The 17,838-nt window shown below is 60.8% G+C and carries 14 protein-coding genes; 8 read left to right on the forward strand and 6 right to left on the reverse strand.

Annotation, left to right across the window (positions count from 1 at the left end):
• Positions 1 to 47 precede the first annotated feature (47 nt).
• Entirely contained in the window at positions 48 to 2,147 is a 2,100-nt protein-coding gene (locus tag HMPREF2781_RS09240; protein ID WP_070645551.1) for a PhoX family protein, read from the reverse strand.
• A gap of 187 nt (positions 2,148 to 2,334) precedes the next feature.
• Between HMPREF2781_RS09240 and lysS the strand changes: the two genes are divergently transcribed.
• The 4 genes from lysS (at position 2,335) to HMPREF2781_RS09260 (ending at position 7,573) form a co-directional block, all read left to right on the forward strand.
• Complete coding sequence (lysS, locus tag HMPREF2781_RS09245) at positions 2,335 to 3,909, forward strand: lysine--tRNA ligase (protein ID WP_070445913.1); 1,575 nt, start codon at positions 2,335 to 2,337, stop codon at positions 3,907 to 3,909.
• Between the two features lie 143 nt (positions 3,910 to 4,052).
• The gene (locus HMPREF2781_RS09250; RefSeq protein ID WP_141750583.1) at positions 4,053 to 5,012 is read left to right on the forward strand and encodes a hypothetical protein; all 960 of its coding nucleotides are present in this window, start codon (positions 4,053 to 4,055) and stop codon (positions 5,010 to 5,012) included.
• A 31-nt stretch (positions 5,013 to 5,043) separates the two neighbouring features.
• Positions 5,044 to 5,988 carry a hypothetical protein gene (locus HMPREF2781_RS09255; protein ID WP_070645621.1) on the forward strand — a complete coding sequence of 315 codons (945 nt, stop codon included), beginning with the start codon at positions 5,044 to 5,046 and terminating at the stop codon, positions 5,986 to 5,988.
• Between the two features lie 184 nt (positions 5,989 to 6,172).
• The gene (locus tag HMPREF2781_RS09260) at positions 6,173 to 7,573 is read left to right on the forward strand and encodes an MDR family MFS transporter (protein WP_070645556.1); all 1,401 of its coding nucleotides are present in this window, start codon (positions 6,173 to 6,175) and stop codon (positions 7,571 to 7,573) included.
• Here HMPREF2781_RS09260 and HMPREF2781_RS09265 read toward each other — a convergent pair.
• Entirely contained in the window at positions 7,570 to 8,826 is a 1,257-nt protein-coding gene (locus tag HMPREF2781_RS09265) for a serine/threonine protein kinase (protein ID WP_070645558.1), read from the reverse strand. The genes HMPREF2781_RS09260 and HMPREF2781_RS09265 overlap by 4 nt on opposite strands.
• Positions 8,827 to 9,081: 255 nt before the next feature.
• On the opposite strand from HMPREF2781_RS09265, the gene HMPREF2781_RS09270 reads away from it, so the two are divergent.
• On the forward strand, positions 9,082 to 11,859 hold the full coding sequence (locus HMPREF2781_RS09270; protein WP_070645561.1) for an ATP-dependent Clp protease ATP-binding subunit: 2,778 nt from the start codon (positions 9,082 to 9,084) through the stop codon (positions 11,857 to 11,859).
• A gap of 126 nt (positions 11,860 to 11,985) precedes the next feature.
• On the opposite strand, the gene HMPREF2781_RS09275 is transcribed toward HMPREF2781_RS09270, so the two are convergent.
• From HMPREF2781_RS09275 to HMPREF2781_RS09285, 3 genes are all read right to left on the reverse strand, one after another.
• On the reverse strand, positions 11,986 to 12,876 hold the full coding sequence (locus tag HMPREF2781_RS09275; RefSeq protein WP_070645562.1) for a cation diffusion facilitator family transporter: 891 nt from the start codon (positions 12,874 to 12,876) through the stop codon (positions 11,986 to 11,988).
• An 80-nt stretch (positions 12,877 to 12,956) separates the two neighbouring features.
• On the reverse strand, positions 12,957 to 13,820 hold the full coding sequence (locus HMPREF2781_RS09280; RefSeq protein ID WP_070645564.1) for a hypothetical protein: 864 nt from the start codon (positions 13,818 to 13,820) through the stop codon (positions 12,957 to 12,959).
• A complete protein-coding gene (locus HMPREF2781_RS09285; RefSeq protein ID WP_070645566.1) occupies positions 13,820 to 14,380 on the reverse strand; it encodes a hypothetical protein in 561 nt (186 codons plus the stop codon). Before HMPREF2781_RS09285 ends, HMPREF2781_RS09280 begins: the two co-directional genes overlap by 1 nt.
• A gap of 133 nt (positions 14,381 to 14,513) precedes the next feature.
• Between HMPREF2781_RS09285 and HMPREF2781_RS09290 the strand changes: the two genes are divergently transcribed.
• The 3 genes from HMPREF2781_RS09290 to HMPREF2781_RS09295 all read left to right on the forward strand — a co-directional run bounded on the left by HMPREF2781_RS09290 (position 14,514) and on the right by HMPREF2781_RS09295 (position 17,007).
• Positions 14,514 to 15,347, forward strand: coding sequence for a DUF1266 domain-containing protein (locus HMPREF2781_RS09290; protein ID WP_070445939.1), 834 nt, complete (start codon positions 14,514 to 14,516; stop codon positions 15,345 to 15,347).
• Positions 15,348 to 15,520: 173 nt separating this feature from the next.
• Entirely contained in the window at positions 15,521 to 15,691 is a 171-nt protein-coding gene (locus HMPREF2781_RS12270; protein ID WP_010188861.1) for a DUF4236 domain-containing protein, read from the forward strand.
• Positions 15,691 to 17,007, forward strand: coding sequence for a threonine/serine exporter family protein (locus tag HMPREF2781_RS09295; RefSeq protein WP_070645568.1), 1,317 nt, complete (start codon positions 15,691 to 15,693; stop codon positions 17,005 to 17,007). The genes HMPREF2781_RS12270 and HMPREF2781_RS09295 overlap by 1 nt, the downstream gene beginning before the upstream one ends.
• On the opposite strand, the gene HMPREF2781_RS09300 is transcribed toward HMPREF2781_RS09295, so the two are convergent.
• Complete coding sequence (locus HMPREF2781_RS09300; RefSeq protein ID WP_070645570.1) at positions 16,973 to 17,833, reverse strand: HhH-GPD family protein; 861 nt, start codon at positions 17,831 to 17,833, stop codon at positions 16,973 to 16,975. The two genes, HMPREF2781_RS09295 and HMPREF2781_RS09300, sit on opposite strands and share 35 nt — an antisense overlap.
• Between the last annotated feature and the right edge of the window lie 5 nt (positions 17,834 to 17,838).

Consider the following 17,838-nt stretch of genomic DNA (forward strand, 5'->3'; position numbering starts at 1 on the left):
ACGAGCAGGTGAGTAGCGTGGGTGGCGTTACTCACCGAGGAGGTTCTTTACTTAGAACCGATCTTGCCGTCCTTCTTCCACACCACAACCACGGCCGGACGCGGGGTGGACTTGCCGCCGTCAGGCCAGTGGGAGGTGGCGTTCTCAAAGGTGGCGTCGTCAGCCTCGCCCGGGTGCTGGACGTTGACCATGACGCGGTCATCGTCGACGATAGGGCCACAGGTCTCCGCACCCGCCGGAACGGTAAGGAAGCACTTGAGCTCACCGCGGGTTTCGCCCTCGGTGGTCACGGCGTAAAGGCCGTCGTTGGAGTCCAGTGCGTTGCCGTCAGTGGAGATCCACAGGTTGCCGTGGTTGTCGAAGGCCAGGTTATCCGGGCAGGAAATCGGGGAGACCTTCTCCTTGTCGAAGCCGCCGAAGTAGGTGCTGGCCTCACGCGGGTCACCGCAGACCAGGAACAGGTTCCAGGTGAACTTCTCGCCAGCGTGGTCATCCTCGAGCTCCATGACCAGGCCGTTCTTGTTCTCCTTGACCGGAGCCCATTCCTTGGCGTCTTCCTTGTTCTTCTTGGCGTTCTCACCGGTGGCGCCGCGGTACTTGTTGTTGGTCAGTGCGATGTATATCTTCTCGGTCTCCGGGTGAACCTCAACGTCCTCTGGGCGGTCCATCTTGGTGGCGCCCACCTTATCGGCGGCCTCACGGGTGAAGATGGCTACCTCTTCGGCGGACATACCGTCTACGTGGGACTCGAACTTGTTGTTCTCCGTATCGGAGGTCAGCAGCTTGACCCACTCGCCGCTGCCGTCGAAAGCACCGTCCTCCGGCAGGACACCGGAGCCGTCGATCTCCTTCTCCGGGGAGTTTCCTTCCATCTTGGCCACGTACAGGGTGCCGTGGTCCAGGATGGTCATGTTGTGCTCCAGGTCGCCTTCCTTGTACTTCTTGGAGGAGACGAACTTGTAGACGTACTCGAAGCGGGAGTCATCGCCGGAGTAGCAGACCACGGTGCCATCCTTGGTGATGTGGATGTTGCCGGCCTCGTGCTTGTAGCGGCCCACAGCGGTGTGCTTGACCGGGGTGGAGTTCGGATCTAGCGGGTTGATCTCCACGAGCCAGCCAAAGCGGCTCGGCTCGTTCGGCTCCTTGGTTACATCGAAGCGGTCATCGTACTTCTCCCACTTACGGTCGGACGGGCCCTCCTTGATGCCGAAGCGCTTGAGAGACTCAGCGGCCTTGTCGTCCTTGACGTCACCGCCTGCGAAGTACTGGTCGAAGTTCTCTTCGCCGGAGAGCATGGTGTTCCACGGGGTCACGCCACCGGAGCAGTTGTTGAGGGTACCCAGGACCTTCTCACCCTTCGGGTCGGCGGAGGTCTTCACCAGGTCGGTGCCCTTAGCGGGGCCCACCAGAGTGAACGGGGTGGTGGCGGTAATGCGGCGGTTGAGCGGGCCGAATTCGCGCTTGAGTTCGCCGGAGCCCTTCACCTTGGAGACCTCGAGGATGGTGTGGCCGTGGCCGGCCCAGCCGATCTTTACCTGCTCCTCGGTGGGGTTCTCCGGGTCGTAGTCCGGGAACATCATCGGCTCGGTGGTGTACTCATGCGAGCACATGTAGATCATGCGGTTCTTGTCATCCGGGTGCTCGATGAGGCCGGCGAAGTCATTGTTGAAGCCGAACTGCTTCTCCGCATCCGCGGCGGTCTGGTTGTTGACGTCGAATTCCGGTGCGCCCTCGATGACCGGGTCACCCCAGGCAATCAGAACGGACTGCTCATAGCCCTTCGGGATGACGACCTCATCCTTGGTATTGGCCTCTACGGCTTCAAAGTGCATGCCCTCGGCGGAGGTGAGCTCGATGTCAGAGCCCTTGACCTCGCTGGTCTTGTCGGAGGAGCCGCCGCCAGCTGCAGCATCCTTTTCGTCTGGTGCGGCACACGCAGCCAGGGCGGAGGAACCACCAACGGCGACGACGGCCAAGCCACCGGCACGCAAGGCGGTACGGCGGGAGAACTGGTCGCCGAAGTAAGGGTTATCGGAGGTGTTCTCGCATTCGCCGAAACAGGCATTACCGCACTTGTAGGTGCAGGTAAGAGAAGAACGAGACGAGGTGAACATGTTAGCCAAGAGATTACGGCCGTTGAGTGCCATGAAAGTTATGCTCCAAAAATCGAAAATCGTTGGTTGCGCAAGGGGATGTCGCAACGAAGTGTCGCAACGGACGTCATGAGTTAATACGGTTGAGATGACCGCGCGGTTGATCCTGTCTAACCGCTAGATGAACACTCTGTGAACCGGGATCGCGCCAGCGTATAGGGATCGACTACCCTAGACAACCGTGAGCGAGAAGAAGAATACTGAAGTTACTGACGTCCCCGAGCAGCTGCGCATTCGCCGCGAGAAGCGCGCCCGACTGTTGGAGTCCGGCACCGAGCCCTATCCGGTGACCGTAGACCGCACGATCTCCTTGCGGGATCTCCGCCAGCAGTTCCAGGTCGTTGCCGAGGGCGAAGAGCCGGCCGCGGAAGAGGGCGTCACCTACCTCAGCGCGGGTGAGGAGACTGACGTCGAGGTAGCCATCGCCGGCCGCCTTATCTTCATGCGCAATACCGGCAAGCTTTGCTTTGCCACCTTGCAAGATGGCGATGGCACCCAAGTGCAGGCCATGCTGTCGCTGGCAGAGGTAGGGGAGGAGCGCCTCGCCGCGTGGAAGTCTGACGTTGACCTGGGTGATTTCATCTCCGTGCGGGGTCGCGTCATTTCCTCGCGCCGTGGCGAGCTCTCCGTTATGGCCTCCACGTGGACCATGGCGGCGAAGTCCCTGCGCCCGCTTCCGGTTTCCTTCGCGGACATGAACGAGGAAACTCGCGTGCGCCAGCGCTACAACGACCTCATCGTGCGCGAGGAGGCCCGCAAGAATGCCATGACCCGCGTGAAGGTCATGCGTGCGCTGCGCAACTACCTGGAAGATGAGGGCTTCGTGGAGATCGAAACCCCGATGTTGCAGACCCTCCACGGTGGTGCGGCGGCCCGCCCGTTCGTGACCCACTCCAATGCCCTGGACATTGACCTCTACCTGCGCATCGCTCCGGAGCTCTTCCTGAAGCGCGCTGTGGTCGGCGGCATCGACCGCGTCTTTGAGATCAACCGCAACTTCCGTAACGAGGGCGTTGACCGCTCCCACTCCCCGGAGTTTGCCATGCTGGAGACCTACGAGGCGTGGGGTGACTACAACGACTGTGCCCGCACTATCCGCGAGTCCATCCAGTCTGTGGCCCGCGCGGTCTTCGGTTCCACCACCGTCACCTTGGCTGATGGTACTGAGTATGACTTCGGTGGCGAAGAGTGGCCGGAGATTGAAATGTACCCCTCCCTCAACGAGGCTCTGCAGCGCAAGTTCCCCGGCCAGCCGGAGGTCACCATCGACTCCACCGTCGAGGAGCTCAAGGCGATTGCTGACGTCATCGGGCTCGACGTCCCGAAGAACGGCGGCTGGGGCCACGGCAAACTGGTGGAGGAGATCTGGGAGGTGCTCTGCGAGGACCAGCTTGAGGGCCCAATCTTTGTGAAGAACTTCCCGGTTGAGACCTCCCCGCTGACCCGTCAGCACCGCTCGCAGCCAGGCGTGACGGAGAAGTGGGACCTTTACGTGCGCGGCTTCGAGCTGGCCACCGGCTACTCGGAGCTGGTGGATCCCGTAATCCAGCGTGAGCGCTTCGAGGACCAGGCCCGCTTGGCTGCTGGCGGCGATGAAGAAGCCATGGTTTTGGATGAGGACTTCCTCGCCGCCATGGAGCAGGGCATGCCGCCGACAGCGGGCGCTGGTATGGGCATGGACCGCCTGCTTATGGCTCTGACCGGCCTGGGGATCCGTGAGACGGTACTCTTCCCCATCGTGAAACCTGAGCACTAGTCTCCGCGCTAGCTTTCCTCCTCAACGCACAAGCCACCGGCCCCGTAGCCGAAGGCTTGTGCGTTGTTGTTTTAAGGGCTTTTAAGTTGTCGTAGCAAGGAAACACCCAGCGTGAAGCCTGCCTGCGTGGAACAATGCAAAGCATGAAAAAGTTTTTCTCTCTTCTCACACTCCCGATGGTGGCCGCTGGATTGGTTGCCTGTTCCTTCGATGAAGGAATAGAGGACACTCCTCGATTCGAAGTTGTGGATACCTCCGGCTCTGAGAGCGGTTCGGAAGAATCCGGTGCTGCGGTAGCGAGCGATTCTACAGATAATGAGCCGGAGTTTGATTCTCAATCTTCCAGACTAAAAGAACGCGATGCTGAGGACTTCCGCGCTACCGGATTCAGGTATGAGACGACGGTTGCCTGGGGAGTGAGGAGCCCAGACGGCAGAGTGTCGTGTTCTCTGACGGAGGGCTCTCAAGGGCCGTGGTGCTTCGTTGGCTTCGAGAACCCGCCCATCCTGCCCGACCCCGAGAACCCGCAATGGGAAGCAAACATGGTCAGCTATAAAGAAGGTGCCGGTTTCTTCCCCAAGGGCGTGGTGGATGCCGGGGACCAGGTTCCATCGCAGCAGCTGGAGGAAGGCGAGAAAGTCGATATCGACGGCGTGGTTTTTGAAGCCCCCAACGCGGATGAATTCACCGTTCGGGTCCAAGACCATCATTTCACGGTGAAGGACGGCGGCCAGTTTTCGGCGGATACTTATCCGCTGAAGCCGGACTCCAACGGTTATGCGCCCGTGGGCACCATCTGCGGCGAGGTCGACACCAATTTTGGCCGCGAGAAAGTCTTTGTGCAGACAGACGGGACGAATTGCACGACTGCAATGGACATCGTGAACAAGTACTTCAACTACGAGTGGGACATAAAAGAACAGAATTCTCGCGGAATTCTGGAGCTTGACGGCTGGAAGTGCTCCTATCGAGAACCGGAGTACATTGACATGCCAGATCCGGATGCACGCCGTCTGCACTGCGGTGACTTGTCCGGTAATGGTCGGGTCATTCTTCTCGACGCTGAACACCCAGATGTTCCGAAATACACATATAACTACTAGCGCAGCAATAATTCGTGGGACGATGATTGTTATGAAGAAGCTTCTCTCTATCCTTTCTGCCTCCCTCATGGCCTGCGCCGCGGCTTCGTGTTCTTCGACGAGCGAGCCGGCGGGCGATGAGCCACAGTTTCAACAGAACTCAGCCAGCTCCGCCAGTTCTGAATCTGCCTCCAGTAGCTCTACCGAGGCCGCGGCGTCGAGCAGCGCCAAGCCCGATAAAGACAAACCCGGCGGCCTGAAGGAACGCGATCCGCAGGACTTTATGGCGGGTGGCAACCTAGCGACGATTCCGAACCCCATCCCAGCGGTCAAGAGCCCGGATGGGCGCGTCCTCTGCCTCATCCACGAAGAGGCCGATGCCCCGAACTGCAAGGTCGAATTTGCCGATCCGCCAATTTATCCGGGGCCGGTCATGCAGAGCTGGAGGTCAAACGCGGTGAGCTACCTCAGCGACCGCGGCTTCTTCCCGGTGTGGACCATTGAGTTCTATACACCGACCGAAGTTGCAACGCTCAACGAGGGCGAGACCGTGAGCTTTGACGGTGGAACCTTTGAAGCACTCAGTGGCAACGAGTTTGTGGTCAAGGCGAACGGGCACCACTTCACCGTCAAGGACGATGGCCAGTACTACTCCGATACTTTCCCGGCGAAGCCAGATGCGAATGGCATCGCCAACACCGGAACGGTGTGCGGTGAAAGCGGCACACGTGGAGAAGACACCGGCTTGGTCTACGTTCAGGAAGACGGCACCAATTGTGATGATGCCATGGCGCTGCTGGATGAATACGCTAACCATGACTGGCAGGCAGGCGAGGGCGGAAACCGTGGCCACCTCACCACGGACCTGGGCCACTGCGCCTACGGTGCGCCGAAACTATGGGAGGATACCCCAGAAAACCGTTTGTTGGGCTGCAGCTTGGACAGCGGTGGCAGCGTCGTGGTCATCACGCCGCGCAACATGGAAACCCTGCCCTAAGGTATCGCAGTCAGACACCTCAAGCCGCGGGAGAGTGGAGAACCCTGCGGCTCCGGGTCATGTGCCATGCCCAGCCGCCTAGGGAATACACTAAATCGCTCACGTGTTGTCGCTTGAGTACTGCCAGCTTTAGTAGCAGTGCTTAGGGCCAGAAAATGAAAAGTCGAAAGGTGTGGCTGGCTGCATGTCCGCTGACATTCCCTCGAAGGTGATAATTAACCTCAGCATCCTGGTGCTGGGGGCGATGGTCATGATTCTTAACGAGACTTCACTGTCCGTCGCACTACCAGCCATTATGGCGGACTATGGCATCCCCGCTACGAGCGCACAGTGGTTGTTGACGGGATTCATGCTCACCATGGCCGTCGTTATCCCCACCACAGGCTTCCTGCTGGAGAGGCTCACCACGCGTCAGATTTTCTTCGCTTCTGCAGGGTTCTTCCTGGTAGGCACCGTGGTGGCGGCCCTTGCACCGAGCTTCGTCATTCTGCTCCTGGGCCGCATCTTGCAAGCCGGTGGAACCGCGCTGATGATTCCTACGTTGATGACCGTGGCCATGACGCTGGTCCCAGCGCAGCGCCGCGGCACTGTAATGGGCATCATCTCCGTGGTTATCTCGGTTGCCCCGGCATTGGGGCCTACAGTTGGCGGGGCGATTCTGAACCGCTTCACCTGGCACGTCATCTTCTGGGCCATGTTGCCGCTCGTCGCCCTTATTCTCATCTTCGGGCTCTGGCGATTGCGCAATGTGGGTGAGAACCGCGATACTCCGCTCGATGGCCTCTCCGTCGTCCTTTCCGCCTTCGCGTTTGGCGGGCTGATTTATGGTCTGTCCTCGATGGAAAAGATGCTGGAGGGCGGCGCCTGGGTGGATATCGCCGTTACCGTGGTCGGCGTCATCGCGCTCATCGTATTTATCCGTCGCCAGCAGCGCTTGGCACTGGAGGACCGCGCCTTGATGGACCTGCGTCCTTTCCGCGTCCGCAATTTCACTTTCGCGGTGATCATCCTCCTCCTGTCCTTTGGGCTCATGCTGGGAATGGTCACGGTCTTGCCCATCTACCTGCAAACGACCTTGGGTGTCACCGCCTTTGCCACGGGATTGGCGGTGATGCCGGGTGGTATTCTCCAAGCATTTCTTTCCCCGGTTGTGGGCCGACTCTTCGATTCCTATGGTCCGCGCCCGCTTATGATTCCCGGCTCGCTGTTTATGGTGGCTAGCCTGTGGCTCTTGGCTACCTTGGGCGAGAACTCAGCCGTGTGGATGGTTGTGGGCATGCACGTAGTTTTCTCCCTCGGCATGTGTTTGATGATGACGCCGCTGATGACCACCGCGCTGTCCTCGCTTCCGGAGAAGCTCTACTCGCACGGCTCGGCCATCATGAACACCTTCCAGCAACTGGCTGGTGCGATGGGAACTGCTTTCCTTGTTGTCTTCCTCACGCGCGGCACCCAGGCCGGCGCCGCCGCGGGGATGGGGCCGGCCGCAGCGACGGCTCAGGGAACGCACTGGGCTTTCCTCTTCGCCGGCGTAGCCGGTACTGCCATTGCGGTGATTGCACCGCTGCTCAAGCGCGTGAATTAGCACAGCGGCATGTTCAGCCGAAGCTCCTCTGCGTCCTCACCCCATACGAGTACGGCGTCAGCGGAGTCCTCGGCGCTCATATAGAACACTGGCTCGGATTCGGAAACATCGTAGCTGTGCACGGTGCACTGGCCGTTGGATAGTTCCTGTGCTGGGGCAGCTGCATCGCGCTTGGCGACGTCCCCGTACCGCGCCACGGAGTAGCCCACACCGTCACCAACGCAGGTGATCTTCGCGTCCTGACCATCCTCCGGCTCGCGGGATTCGCAGGTAGCGCCGTCGAAACCTTCCCCGCCGGGGCGGGAGCTGATGAGGCCCGGGTGGTCGTCGACAAGCGCCTGCTCCGCCTCAGACCACGCTGAGCGTCCCAAGAAGAACCACAGCAGGCCGCCGATCAGGGCCAAGAGGAGAAGGCCCACGCCGAGGCCAGCAAAGACCTTGTTCTTCGATGTCGACCCGCGTTTTCTGGAGGCTTCCGCGGGGGCGGGTGCGGGGACCTGTTGTTGCGGCTGCGTCCCCCAGTCTCCCTGCGGGGCGGCAGCGTGCTGCTGCTCCGGTTGCCACTGCGGCGTACCCGTGTCGGACCTGTTCATACCAGCCGCGTTGGTGCCGGTCATGCTGGCGTTTGAGGTCCCTGCGCCAGCATTTCGGAGAGAATCAACGACGGCGGCTGCCGAGGTATAAGCGGCTGCTGCGCGGAAGGAAGGGTAGGCGGCGGCGAGGAGTTGTGCGAGGCGGTCGATTGCCTCCTTTGCTGTTGCAGTGGGGGCCTCGGAGCCCGTGGCTGGGCCGACTGCTGCGAAGAAGGCGTTTGAGCGGTTATTGGTCAGGATGATGCGGCGCGGATTGAGCGCGCGGAGAGCGAAATTATTGCGGCCCTTCTGGAGCAGGAAATCGGTGGCGTCAGCCAAAGGGGCGAAGACAGCGATGGCCTCCTCCCGGGAAAGGTGCTGCGCGCCGATGCCAGAGGAAGTGAAATTCGATAGCTGCTCACCTGGCAGGCTGCGGCGCACGAAGAATTCTTGACCGTTGTTCATCGTTCCCGTACCTACGATGGGGGCGATGGCGCTGTGCTGTAGTTGCCCCACGACGCCGGACTGGCGGAGCACACCGCGGTCCTCCGGGTTGTATATCTCCACGAGCAGCTCGTCATGTGAAGGATCTTCCACGAGGAAGAGCGTGGAGTCCGCTCCTTGGTCCAAGACTGCCTTTTGGCGCAGCTGGTGCTGGGTGGTGAAAAATTCTGGGAGCATAGTCACGATGAGAGGAAATCCTTCGTGGAGGGGTCGATGATGAGATATATAGAATCCTCTTCATTCTAAGGTGGCTGAGCCTCCACAGCAGGTTAGTGGGTAAAGCTCCTTCATTAGGTCCTGTTCGCTACCGGCGTACAGTGCTTTTACCTGCGGAAATGTGGGTTTTGTGGAAGAGGGGAGGGAAATCGTGGATGGAGTGTCCTCCCCGCGCGTTACAGTGGATGACACATTTAGAGCGAAAGGTAAGAGGTAATGTTCGAGAGGTTTACTGACCGTGCTCGCCGCGTCATCGTTTTGGCGCAAGAAGAAGCACGCATGCTCAACCACAATTACATCGGCACCGAGCACATCCTCCTGGGACTTATCCACGAAGGCGAGGGCGTAGCAGCCAAGGCCTTGGAGTCCATGGGCATCTCGCTGGAGGATGTCCGCCGTGAGGTGGAAGAGATTATTGGTCAAGGTTCTCAGCCGCACACCGGCCACATCCCCTTTACCCCGCGCGCGAAGAAGGTTCTGGAGCTCTCGCTGCGTGAGGGTCTGCAGATGGGCCACAAGTACATCGGCACCGAATTCCTGCTGCTCGGTCTCATCCGCGAGGGCGATGGCGTAGCAGCCCAGGTGCTGACGAAGTTGGGCGCTGACTTGCCGCGTGTTCGCCAGCAGGTTATCCAGCTGCTCTCCGGCTATGAGGGCAACGAGGGAGAGGGCAACCAGTCCCAGGGTGGTGCAGGTCCGGTGGGCGCCGGTGCCGGCGCTGGCCAGGGTGGACGTGGCGGCCCAGGCGGCTCCGGTGAGCGTTCCAACTCCCTGGTGCTGGACCAGTTCGGCCGCAACCTCACCCAGGCGGCGCGCGATGGCAAGCTGGACCCGGTAGTGGGCCGCGATTCTGAGATCGAACGCATTATGCAGGTGCTGTCCCGCCGCACGAAGAATAACCCGGTGCTCATCGGTGAGCCCGGCGTGGGTAAGACCGCCGTGGTCGAAGGTCTGGCCCTCGATATCGTTAACGGCAAGGTCCCGGAGACCCTTAAGGATAAGCAGCTCTACTCGCTGGACCTGGGCTCCCTGGTGGCCGGTTCGCGCTACCGCGGTGACTTCGAGGAACGCCTGAAGAAGGTGCTCAAGGAGATTAACCAGCGCGGTGACATCATCCTCTTCATCGATGAGATCCACACCCTGGTCGGCGCCGGTGCCGCCGAGGGCGCTATCGATGCCGCTTCGCTGTTGAAGCCGAAGCTGGCTCGCGGCGAACTGCAGACTATTGGTGCCACCACCTTGGATGAGTACCGCAAGCACATTGAGAAGGATGCTGCTCTCGAGCGCCGCTTCCAGCCGGTCAAGGTGGACGAGCCTTCTCTCGATGACACCATCCTCATCCTCAAGGGTCTGCGCGATAAGTACGAGGCACATCACCGTGTCTCCTACACCGATGAGGCGCTGAAGGCAGCGGCCTCCCTGTCTGACCGCTACATCAATGACCGCTTCCTGCCGGATAAGGCTGTCGACCTCCTCGATGAGGCCGGCGCCCGCATGCGTATTAAGCGCATGACCGCTCCGGAAGGTCTGCGTGAAGTCGATGACCGCATCGCCGAGGTCCGCAAGGAAAAGGAAGCGGCGATTGACGCGCAGGACTTTGAAAAGGCCGCTGGTTTGCGCGATAAGGAGCGCAAGCTCGGTGAAGAGCGTGCGGAGAAGGAGAAGCAGTGGCGCTCCGGTGACTTGGAGGAAATCGCCGAGGTTGGTGAGGAGCAGATCGCAGAGGTCCTCGCTCACTGGACCGGTATTCCGGTTCTCAAGCTTACTGAGAAGGAATCCAACCGCCTCCTCAACATGGAAGAGGAGCTGCACAAGCGCATCATTGGCCAGGACGATGCCGTCAAGGCCGTCTCCCGAGCCATCCGCCGCACCCGTGCTGGCCTGAAGGACCCGCGTCGTCCTTCTGGTTCCTTCATCTTCGCTGGCCCGTCCGGTGTGGGTAAGACGGAGCTGTCGAAGTCCTTGGCTAACTTCCTCTTCGGTTCGGATGATGACCTCATCCAGATCGATATGGGTGAGTTCCACGATCGCTTCACCGCGTCCCGCCTCTTCGGTGCCCCTCCGGGTTACGTTGGTTACGAAGAGGGCGGCCAGCTGACCGAGAAGGTTCGCCGTAAGCCTTTCTCCGTGGTGCTCTTCGATGAGATCGAGAAGGCCCACAAGGAGATCTACAACACCCTTCTGCAGGTGTTGGAGGATGGCCGCCTGACCGATGGTCAGGGCCGCGTGGTGGACTTCAAGAACACGGTGCTCATTTTCACCTCCAACCTGGGTACCCAGGACATCTCGAAGGCCGTGGGACTGGGCTTCACCGGCTCTTCGGAGAATGACGCCGATGCGCAGTACGAGCGCATGAAGAACAAGGTCAACGACGAGCTGAAGAAGCACTTCCGCCCCGAGTTCCTGAACCGTATTGATGAGATTGTGGTCTTCCACCAGCTCACGCAGGAGCAGATCGTCGAAATGGTCGAGCTGCTCATCGCCCGCGTGGAGAAGCAGCTTGCCGAGCGTGACATGGGCATCGAGCTCACCCAGAAGGCCAAGGATCTGTTGGCCAAGCGTGGCTTCGATCCAGTCTTGGGTGCTCGCCCGTTGCGCCGCACCATCCAGCGCGAGATTGAGGATCAGCTCTCCGAGAAGATCCTCTTTGGCGAAATCGGCGCCGGTGAAATCATCACCGTGGACGTTGAAGGCTGGGACGGCGAGTCCAAGGACAACTCTTCTGCCACCTTCACCTTCACCCCGCGTCCGCGCCCTCTGCCGGAGGACACCTTCGACAAGGATCTCGAGGAGACCGCCGTGCGTGAGGCCGATGAGGAACTGGCCACCGAAATCGACGCCGAAACTCACGGCCCAGACTCCGATGGCCCCGACACTGTCACCCCGGACGTCCTCGACGAGTCAGGTAGCGACTCCGCTGAGGAATCCCACAACGATGATGGTGATGACGGCAACCCGCCGCCGGCAGGTGCCGGTGCTGGCCAGCCGCTCTAAGCACTGACTCGGGACCCACACTGGGTCCATAAGGAATAGCCCCGAACCGCATGTGAACTTCGTGCGGATCGGGGCTTTCTTTGTGTGACCGGTGGGTGGGCTATCCCACCGACTAATAAAAAGGAATCAGCACACGGTCTCGTGGGATTCGTGCTCCGGGTGTTCGATCTGGATGGTGGAGTGCTCGATGCCGTGTTCACGCAGAGCCTGCTGGGCGGCATCCAACAGTGGGCCGGTGTCGACGGTGCCGTCGCGCACGATGTGCACGGTCGTGAGCACGTTTACACCATCCAGGCTCCACAGGTGCAGGTCATGGATATCGGCAACGCCCTCGACCTGCCGCAGCGCGGGCTCGATCACGCTGGCGTCGAAGCCCGCCGGAACCTGCTCGAGCAGCACGCTCGCCGACAACCGCATGAGCTGCCAGGCGCGCGGCAGCACCATCGCCGCGATCACGAGGGAGGCGATCACGTCCGCCGCCACAAACCCCGTGGTCAGCACCACGATGCCCGCCACAATCACGGCGACCGAGCCGAGCAAATCCACCAGCACGTGCAAGAACGCGCCCTCCACGTTAATTGAGGATTCGCGGTGCCGGTGGAGCACCCACGCCGACAGTGCATTCGCCACGAGACCGATGCCCGCGATGATCAGCATTGCCTCGCCCTGCACCTCGGCCGGGTTCTGTAGGCGGCGCACCGCTTCGACGACAATCCACACCGAGATCGCCAGCACCATCACCGCATTTGCCAGCGCCGCAAGCACCTCCACTCGCCGGTAGCCGTATGTGGCCTGGGCTGATGCTTGTCGACGCCCAATCAACACCGCAATCACCGCAATGATGAGCCCGGCGGCGTCGGAAAGCATGTGCATCGCATCGGCCATCAGCGCCATTGAGCCCGCCAACCAGCCGCCGATCAGCTCCGCGAAGAAGACGGTGCCGGTAATGCTCAGCGCTATGAGGAGTGCGCGTAGCGGTGTGCCGGAGTGATCGTGGTCGTGGTGCTCGTGTGCCATGCACTCAGCTTATCACCACCGACTCTTATTGACAATAAAATGAAAACAGAAGGCGGCGGGTAGAAGTGCGCGTTCTAGCTCTACTTGGCCACGCCGAGGTCTACCAGAGCTTTCTTTGCCACCTCAGGGTCATTATTTTTGATCATGTACTCAACGATTCCCTTATCATCTGGGAGGATTTCCTGAACAGTGATGAGGGACTCGACTCGCTGTGCTTTGAATGTGGAGCCACGCGTTGATTCTGCCGGAATCTCAATGCCGTCTAGGACGGGCTTGCCGTCACGAACGGCGGCGGTGGCGGCAGGGTCATCGGTGAAGACCACGTAACCAACCTCAGGTGCTTTCGTCGTATCCACGGAGCAGTTGGTGCCCATTGCTTCTGGGGCAGGGGAGTTATCCGCGCCGTAGTAGCTGAACACCACTTCATAATCCGTGCAAGCCTCCACGAAGTCAGTAATCGGCTCGGGTGCTTGGTCAGCAGGGGTGAGGCCACTTTGAGTGTCGCCAGTGGTTGCTCCACCGGTCGCGCCGGTAGCGCCACCGTTGGAAGCCCCAGAATCGGCAGGTGCCTCAGCGGCCGGTTGTTCGGGAGCAGCCGAATCCTCTGATTTATCACCAAAGAGCGCGTCTTTAAGTGCAACGTAGCCAATCGCTACCACCACGATGACCGCGATCACGAGCGGGAGGAGCAACAGCTGCTTCTTAACGCTGAGACCCTGCTTTGAGTCATTGGAGTGGGTGCCTGTGGTTCCCGCGGTGGGGTTCGACGAGGGTGAGGCGGTGCCCGAGGCGCTCTTCGGAGACGTGCCGGCGTCTAGTGGTGAGCCGTGCTTGATGAAATGGCGATAGCCATTATCCGCAATTATCTGGCCTGCTTCGATGTGTGAGGTGTCTTCTGCCCCGTTAAAGTGGTCGGGCGAACCCGGGTATGCAAGTCTGCTCATTATTCAGTCCACCACCGTGAATCAATGTCGGAATACAGGGAGTGCATCGACGCAACGCGCTCTTCCACGCTGTTGCGATTGAGACGGTGCTTGTTTTCTTTCCATCGCTTAAAAAGTTCTTCCGAAGACACCGCGCGCGAGGCCTCCGTTCGTGCCTCCCGGCCTGCGGTCAGGGCCCACTGGGTGGCAAACTGCACGCGACGCGCGGCCTTCTCCGTGAACCCGCTCCACACTTTGTAGGTGCTGTAGAGCTGAGCCACGACGGTCCAGCCACCCTTGTAGGGCAGAACTGTGACGTTGCCGAGGCTGTCCAGTTCAAGGAACTCAAAATGAGATGGATCCTTCTTATCGGCGGTCACGAGGATCCTACGGTTGGTGACAAACGCGGCACCATCCACCCCGCTTGCTTTCGTGGGGGCGGCTTCCAAGACAATCTCGTCGACACCAAGGCCTTCCACAACGGCTGCGGCGGCAGTGTGCACAATCTCGGAATCACCAGCACGTTTAAGCGCGGCGCCGAGATCTGGCCGGTCTGTCAATGCAATTTGGGGTCCTGTCATGCACACGAGACTAACAACACATCAAAAATGATGACTGTGTGTGCTGCGATATGGCGTCCGTCACTCCCCAACATAGGGGTGACGGAGGGGGCGCCACGGATCCACGTTGGGAACCTCGGTACTTTGTGAAGATATGAGCTCAACGTTCACGCCAGCAAAGTTTGATGATACTTGGATCTACCGCCTTACAAAGTTCCCGTGGCCGGAACCGGCGCCGAGCAAAGATGAAGTGCGCCGCCACTCTTGGGGAATGATATACAAGAGCAATAAGGCGTTTGCGACTCCGCTAGGGGTTGAGGACATCAATGCAAGGACGGCCAAGTACTACAAAGCATCTCTCGAGCAAAACTGGGGGGTCACTGGTGCACAGGAAGCGCACCAGGCTATTGACGTGTTGCTCGAAGGCAGTCAGCACGTGGAAAATGACTTTATTTTACCGCTCGCATACGCCGTGAAGGACGTCCCCGAGCGCGAGCTAGATGCGGAAGTGGAGGAAAAGGTCGAGTTCCTTAAAGACTTCTTTGTTGCCCAAGGCGCGGATCCGCGTCGTGGAGAACATAAGTTCCGCTACCTCGTAAGGATGTTGCGTTCGGAGGGCTTTGCCAAAGCAGCAGCTCCGGCATTGCCCGCCACGACTCGCGCATGGGACATAATCCGAATTCACAACGTTGGTGGTCCGGCAACGGAGCTGGGTTGGATCTCTCCAGAAGAGTTCCTTCAGATTTCAGATAAGGCCGTGGCGGCCCTGCAGCGCTACTTCGTGTCGTGGGCTGACGTAGCCGCAAGCTTCTGGTGGGGTCGAATGATCTGGGCAAGTGACGGTGAGCCCGACGTCGCCGCTGCGATGAAGGATCAATCGCAACGGCTCACCGAGTTGCTCGCACACAGTGATTCGCCTTGGGTACGCGTGCCCCTGCATGACATCGAGGCAGAGGAGCCATTTTCATCCCTGGACGGTCTGCACTAGGGCTTAGGGAGCCTGGCAGTTGGTGGGCGCCGCCGATGCCACTGCGGGTGCCAGTGCGGTAGCCGCGAGCGCGAGGGCCGCCACGAGTGCGCGAGGAGAGATCAGATTCGTGCCGTAAGGGTAATCGCTCTGTCGCCGGTGCGCAGCGGCTTCGCTGCGCTAAGCTAGCGCGCATGGGAATCTATTTTCGCAAGCGCAAGAAGACCGGAAAGAATAGCTGGATTAACGTTTCCGGTTCCGGTGCGTCGATGTCGACGAAGGTCGGCCCCGTGACCTTTAACTCCCGCGGCGGCATGTGGGTCAACCTGCCCGGCGGACTGAATTTCCGGGGACGCTGGCGCTAATGACTTCTCACCCCAACAGCGACTATGTCCGCATGGGGTACGAGGCGGACGTCGTCCTGCGCCTAGGCATGATGCTCATGGGCGCGGGAACGTCCGGCTACCGCGTGCTGCGCGGCATGAAACGTGCCGCCCGCGCGCTCGGCTTTGATCGGCTCGACGCCAACGTTGGCGTCACCCAGATAACGTGCACGTTTCACCGCGGCCGCGAGTTTCGCACCGTGGTGGCCCAGCAGCATTCGCCGGCAGTTGACGCCTCCCGCATTGAGGCGCTGGAGGACCTTACCCACCACAAGCTGTACGCGGGCATTACGGCCGAAGATCTTACAGAGATGCTTGATTCCATCGAGTCGACGGTGGTCAAGCGGTGGAACCGCTGGCTCCTAGCCGCGGCGGCGTCCATTGCGTGCGCCTCTTTTGCGGTCCTGAACTTCTTCACACCGCTTGCGATTCTGCTGGTGGCCCTCGCCGCTTTTTGTGGTCAGCTCACCCGCGCGGTCCTACACGGCAAGCACGTTCATCAGCTGGGCTGCATCGTGGCGGCCGGAACGGTGGCTAGCCTCGTGTACTTCTTCACCACCGAGGCCGTAGCCGCCGCCGGGGTGGCGGACCCGTCAGAGTTTTCCTCGGGCTATGTGGCCGCCGTACTTTTCCTCATTCCCGGCTTCCCGTTGTTCTCCGCGCTCATTGACCTCGCGCGCTTCGACTTCGAGGCTGGGCTATCCCGACTAACCTACGCACTGACAGTGATCACCGCCGCCACCTTTACCGTGGCGTTGATCAGCTGGACCACGGAGCTGACCCCGGAACCGGGAATCCCGGACTATGCGCCCGTGTGGTACCTCGCCGCCGCGGCGGCCAGCTTCCTGGGCATTTCCGGATTCGCGTTCCTTTTTAACTCCTCGCGCCGGATGGTGCTCGTGGCGGCCGCGGTGGGAACGGTGGCCAACCTCGTACGCCTGCTCCTCATCGCGGTCGGGGCCACGGTCTACGTCGGCGCTTTCGCCGGCGGTCTCATCGTCGGGCTCTTGGGCGCGGTGGCCTCCACACGCGCACACCTGCCGCGCATCACCACGACGGTGCCGGCGTCCGTCATCATGATCCCGGGCACCTCCATGTTCCGCACCGTCTATCACCTCAACGTGGGCAACATGGACCAAGCGTTGAGCAACTTCGCCACCGCCTCGATGGCCGTGGCGGCCATCGGTTGCGGGCTTATCCTCGCCCGCTTGTTGACCGACCGCGATTGGACCTTCGGCCACCTCATCGACTTCTCACACGTGCCTAGTGCGGCAGGTGGAACAAACCCTCGTCGTTGACATCCATCAACCCGTCCTTGAGCAGCGAGGCCTGCGCCCGCGAGCGCTGCGCCGCGTCCGGCCATACCGCATCAAGGTCGGCCTGGGTAACTGGGTGGGGCGAGCCGCGCAGGACGTCGAGAAGCAGCCCCCGCACCTGTCGGTCCGTGCCGGTGAACTTTTGCACGCGTTTCTTAGCCCGCGCGGTCTCCTCCGCACTAGGTTCTGGGCAGCCCGCGAGCTGCCAGGCGCACGAGGCCTTAATAGGGCAGGCGGCACAGTCCGGGTTCTTGGCCGTGCACACCAAGGCACCGAGTTCCATGAGAGCGGCCGAAAAACGCGGGCCGTTCTCTTCCGGAAGCAAGGCTTCTACCTGTGCTAATTCGCGTTTCGCGGGCGTCGGGGCGAGGAAGCGCCCCTCCTCGGCGCGGGCGTAGATGCGGCGGACGTTGGTATCCACCACCGGAACGTTGTGGCCAAAATGGAAACAGGCCACCGCACGGGCGGTGTACTCACCAATTCCCGGCAACGCCAAGAGCTTGTCGACGTCTCCCGGGACCTCCCCCTCACCAATCTTCTTCGCGCACTCCCATAAGCGCAGTGCGCGGCGCGGGTAGCCCAGCTTGCCCCACGCGCGCAGGACATCCGCCTTGGAGGCCGCCGCAAGGTCCTGTGGGGTAGGCCAGCGGCGCATCCACTCCTCCCACTGCGGGGCTACGCGTGCGACGGGGGTTTGTTGGCTCATGACCTCGCTTAAGAGCACACCCCACGCCGAGGTACCCGGCCGGCGCCACGGCAGGGGGCGCTCATGAGCATCGAACCATTCCACGACAGCTTGGGTATCCATAGGCA

Source organism: Corynebacterium sp. HMSC062A03, assembly GCF_001811145.1.
Classification (GTDB): domain Bacteria; phylum Actinomycetota; class Actinomycetes; order Mycobacteriales; family Mycobacteriaceae; genus Corynebacterium; species Corynebacterium aurimucosum.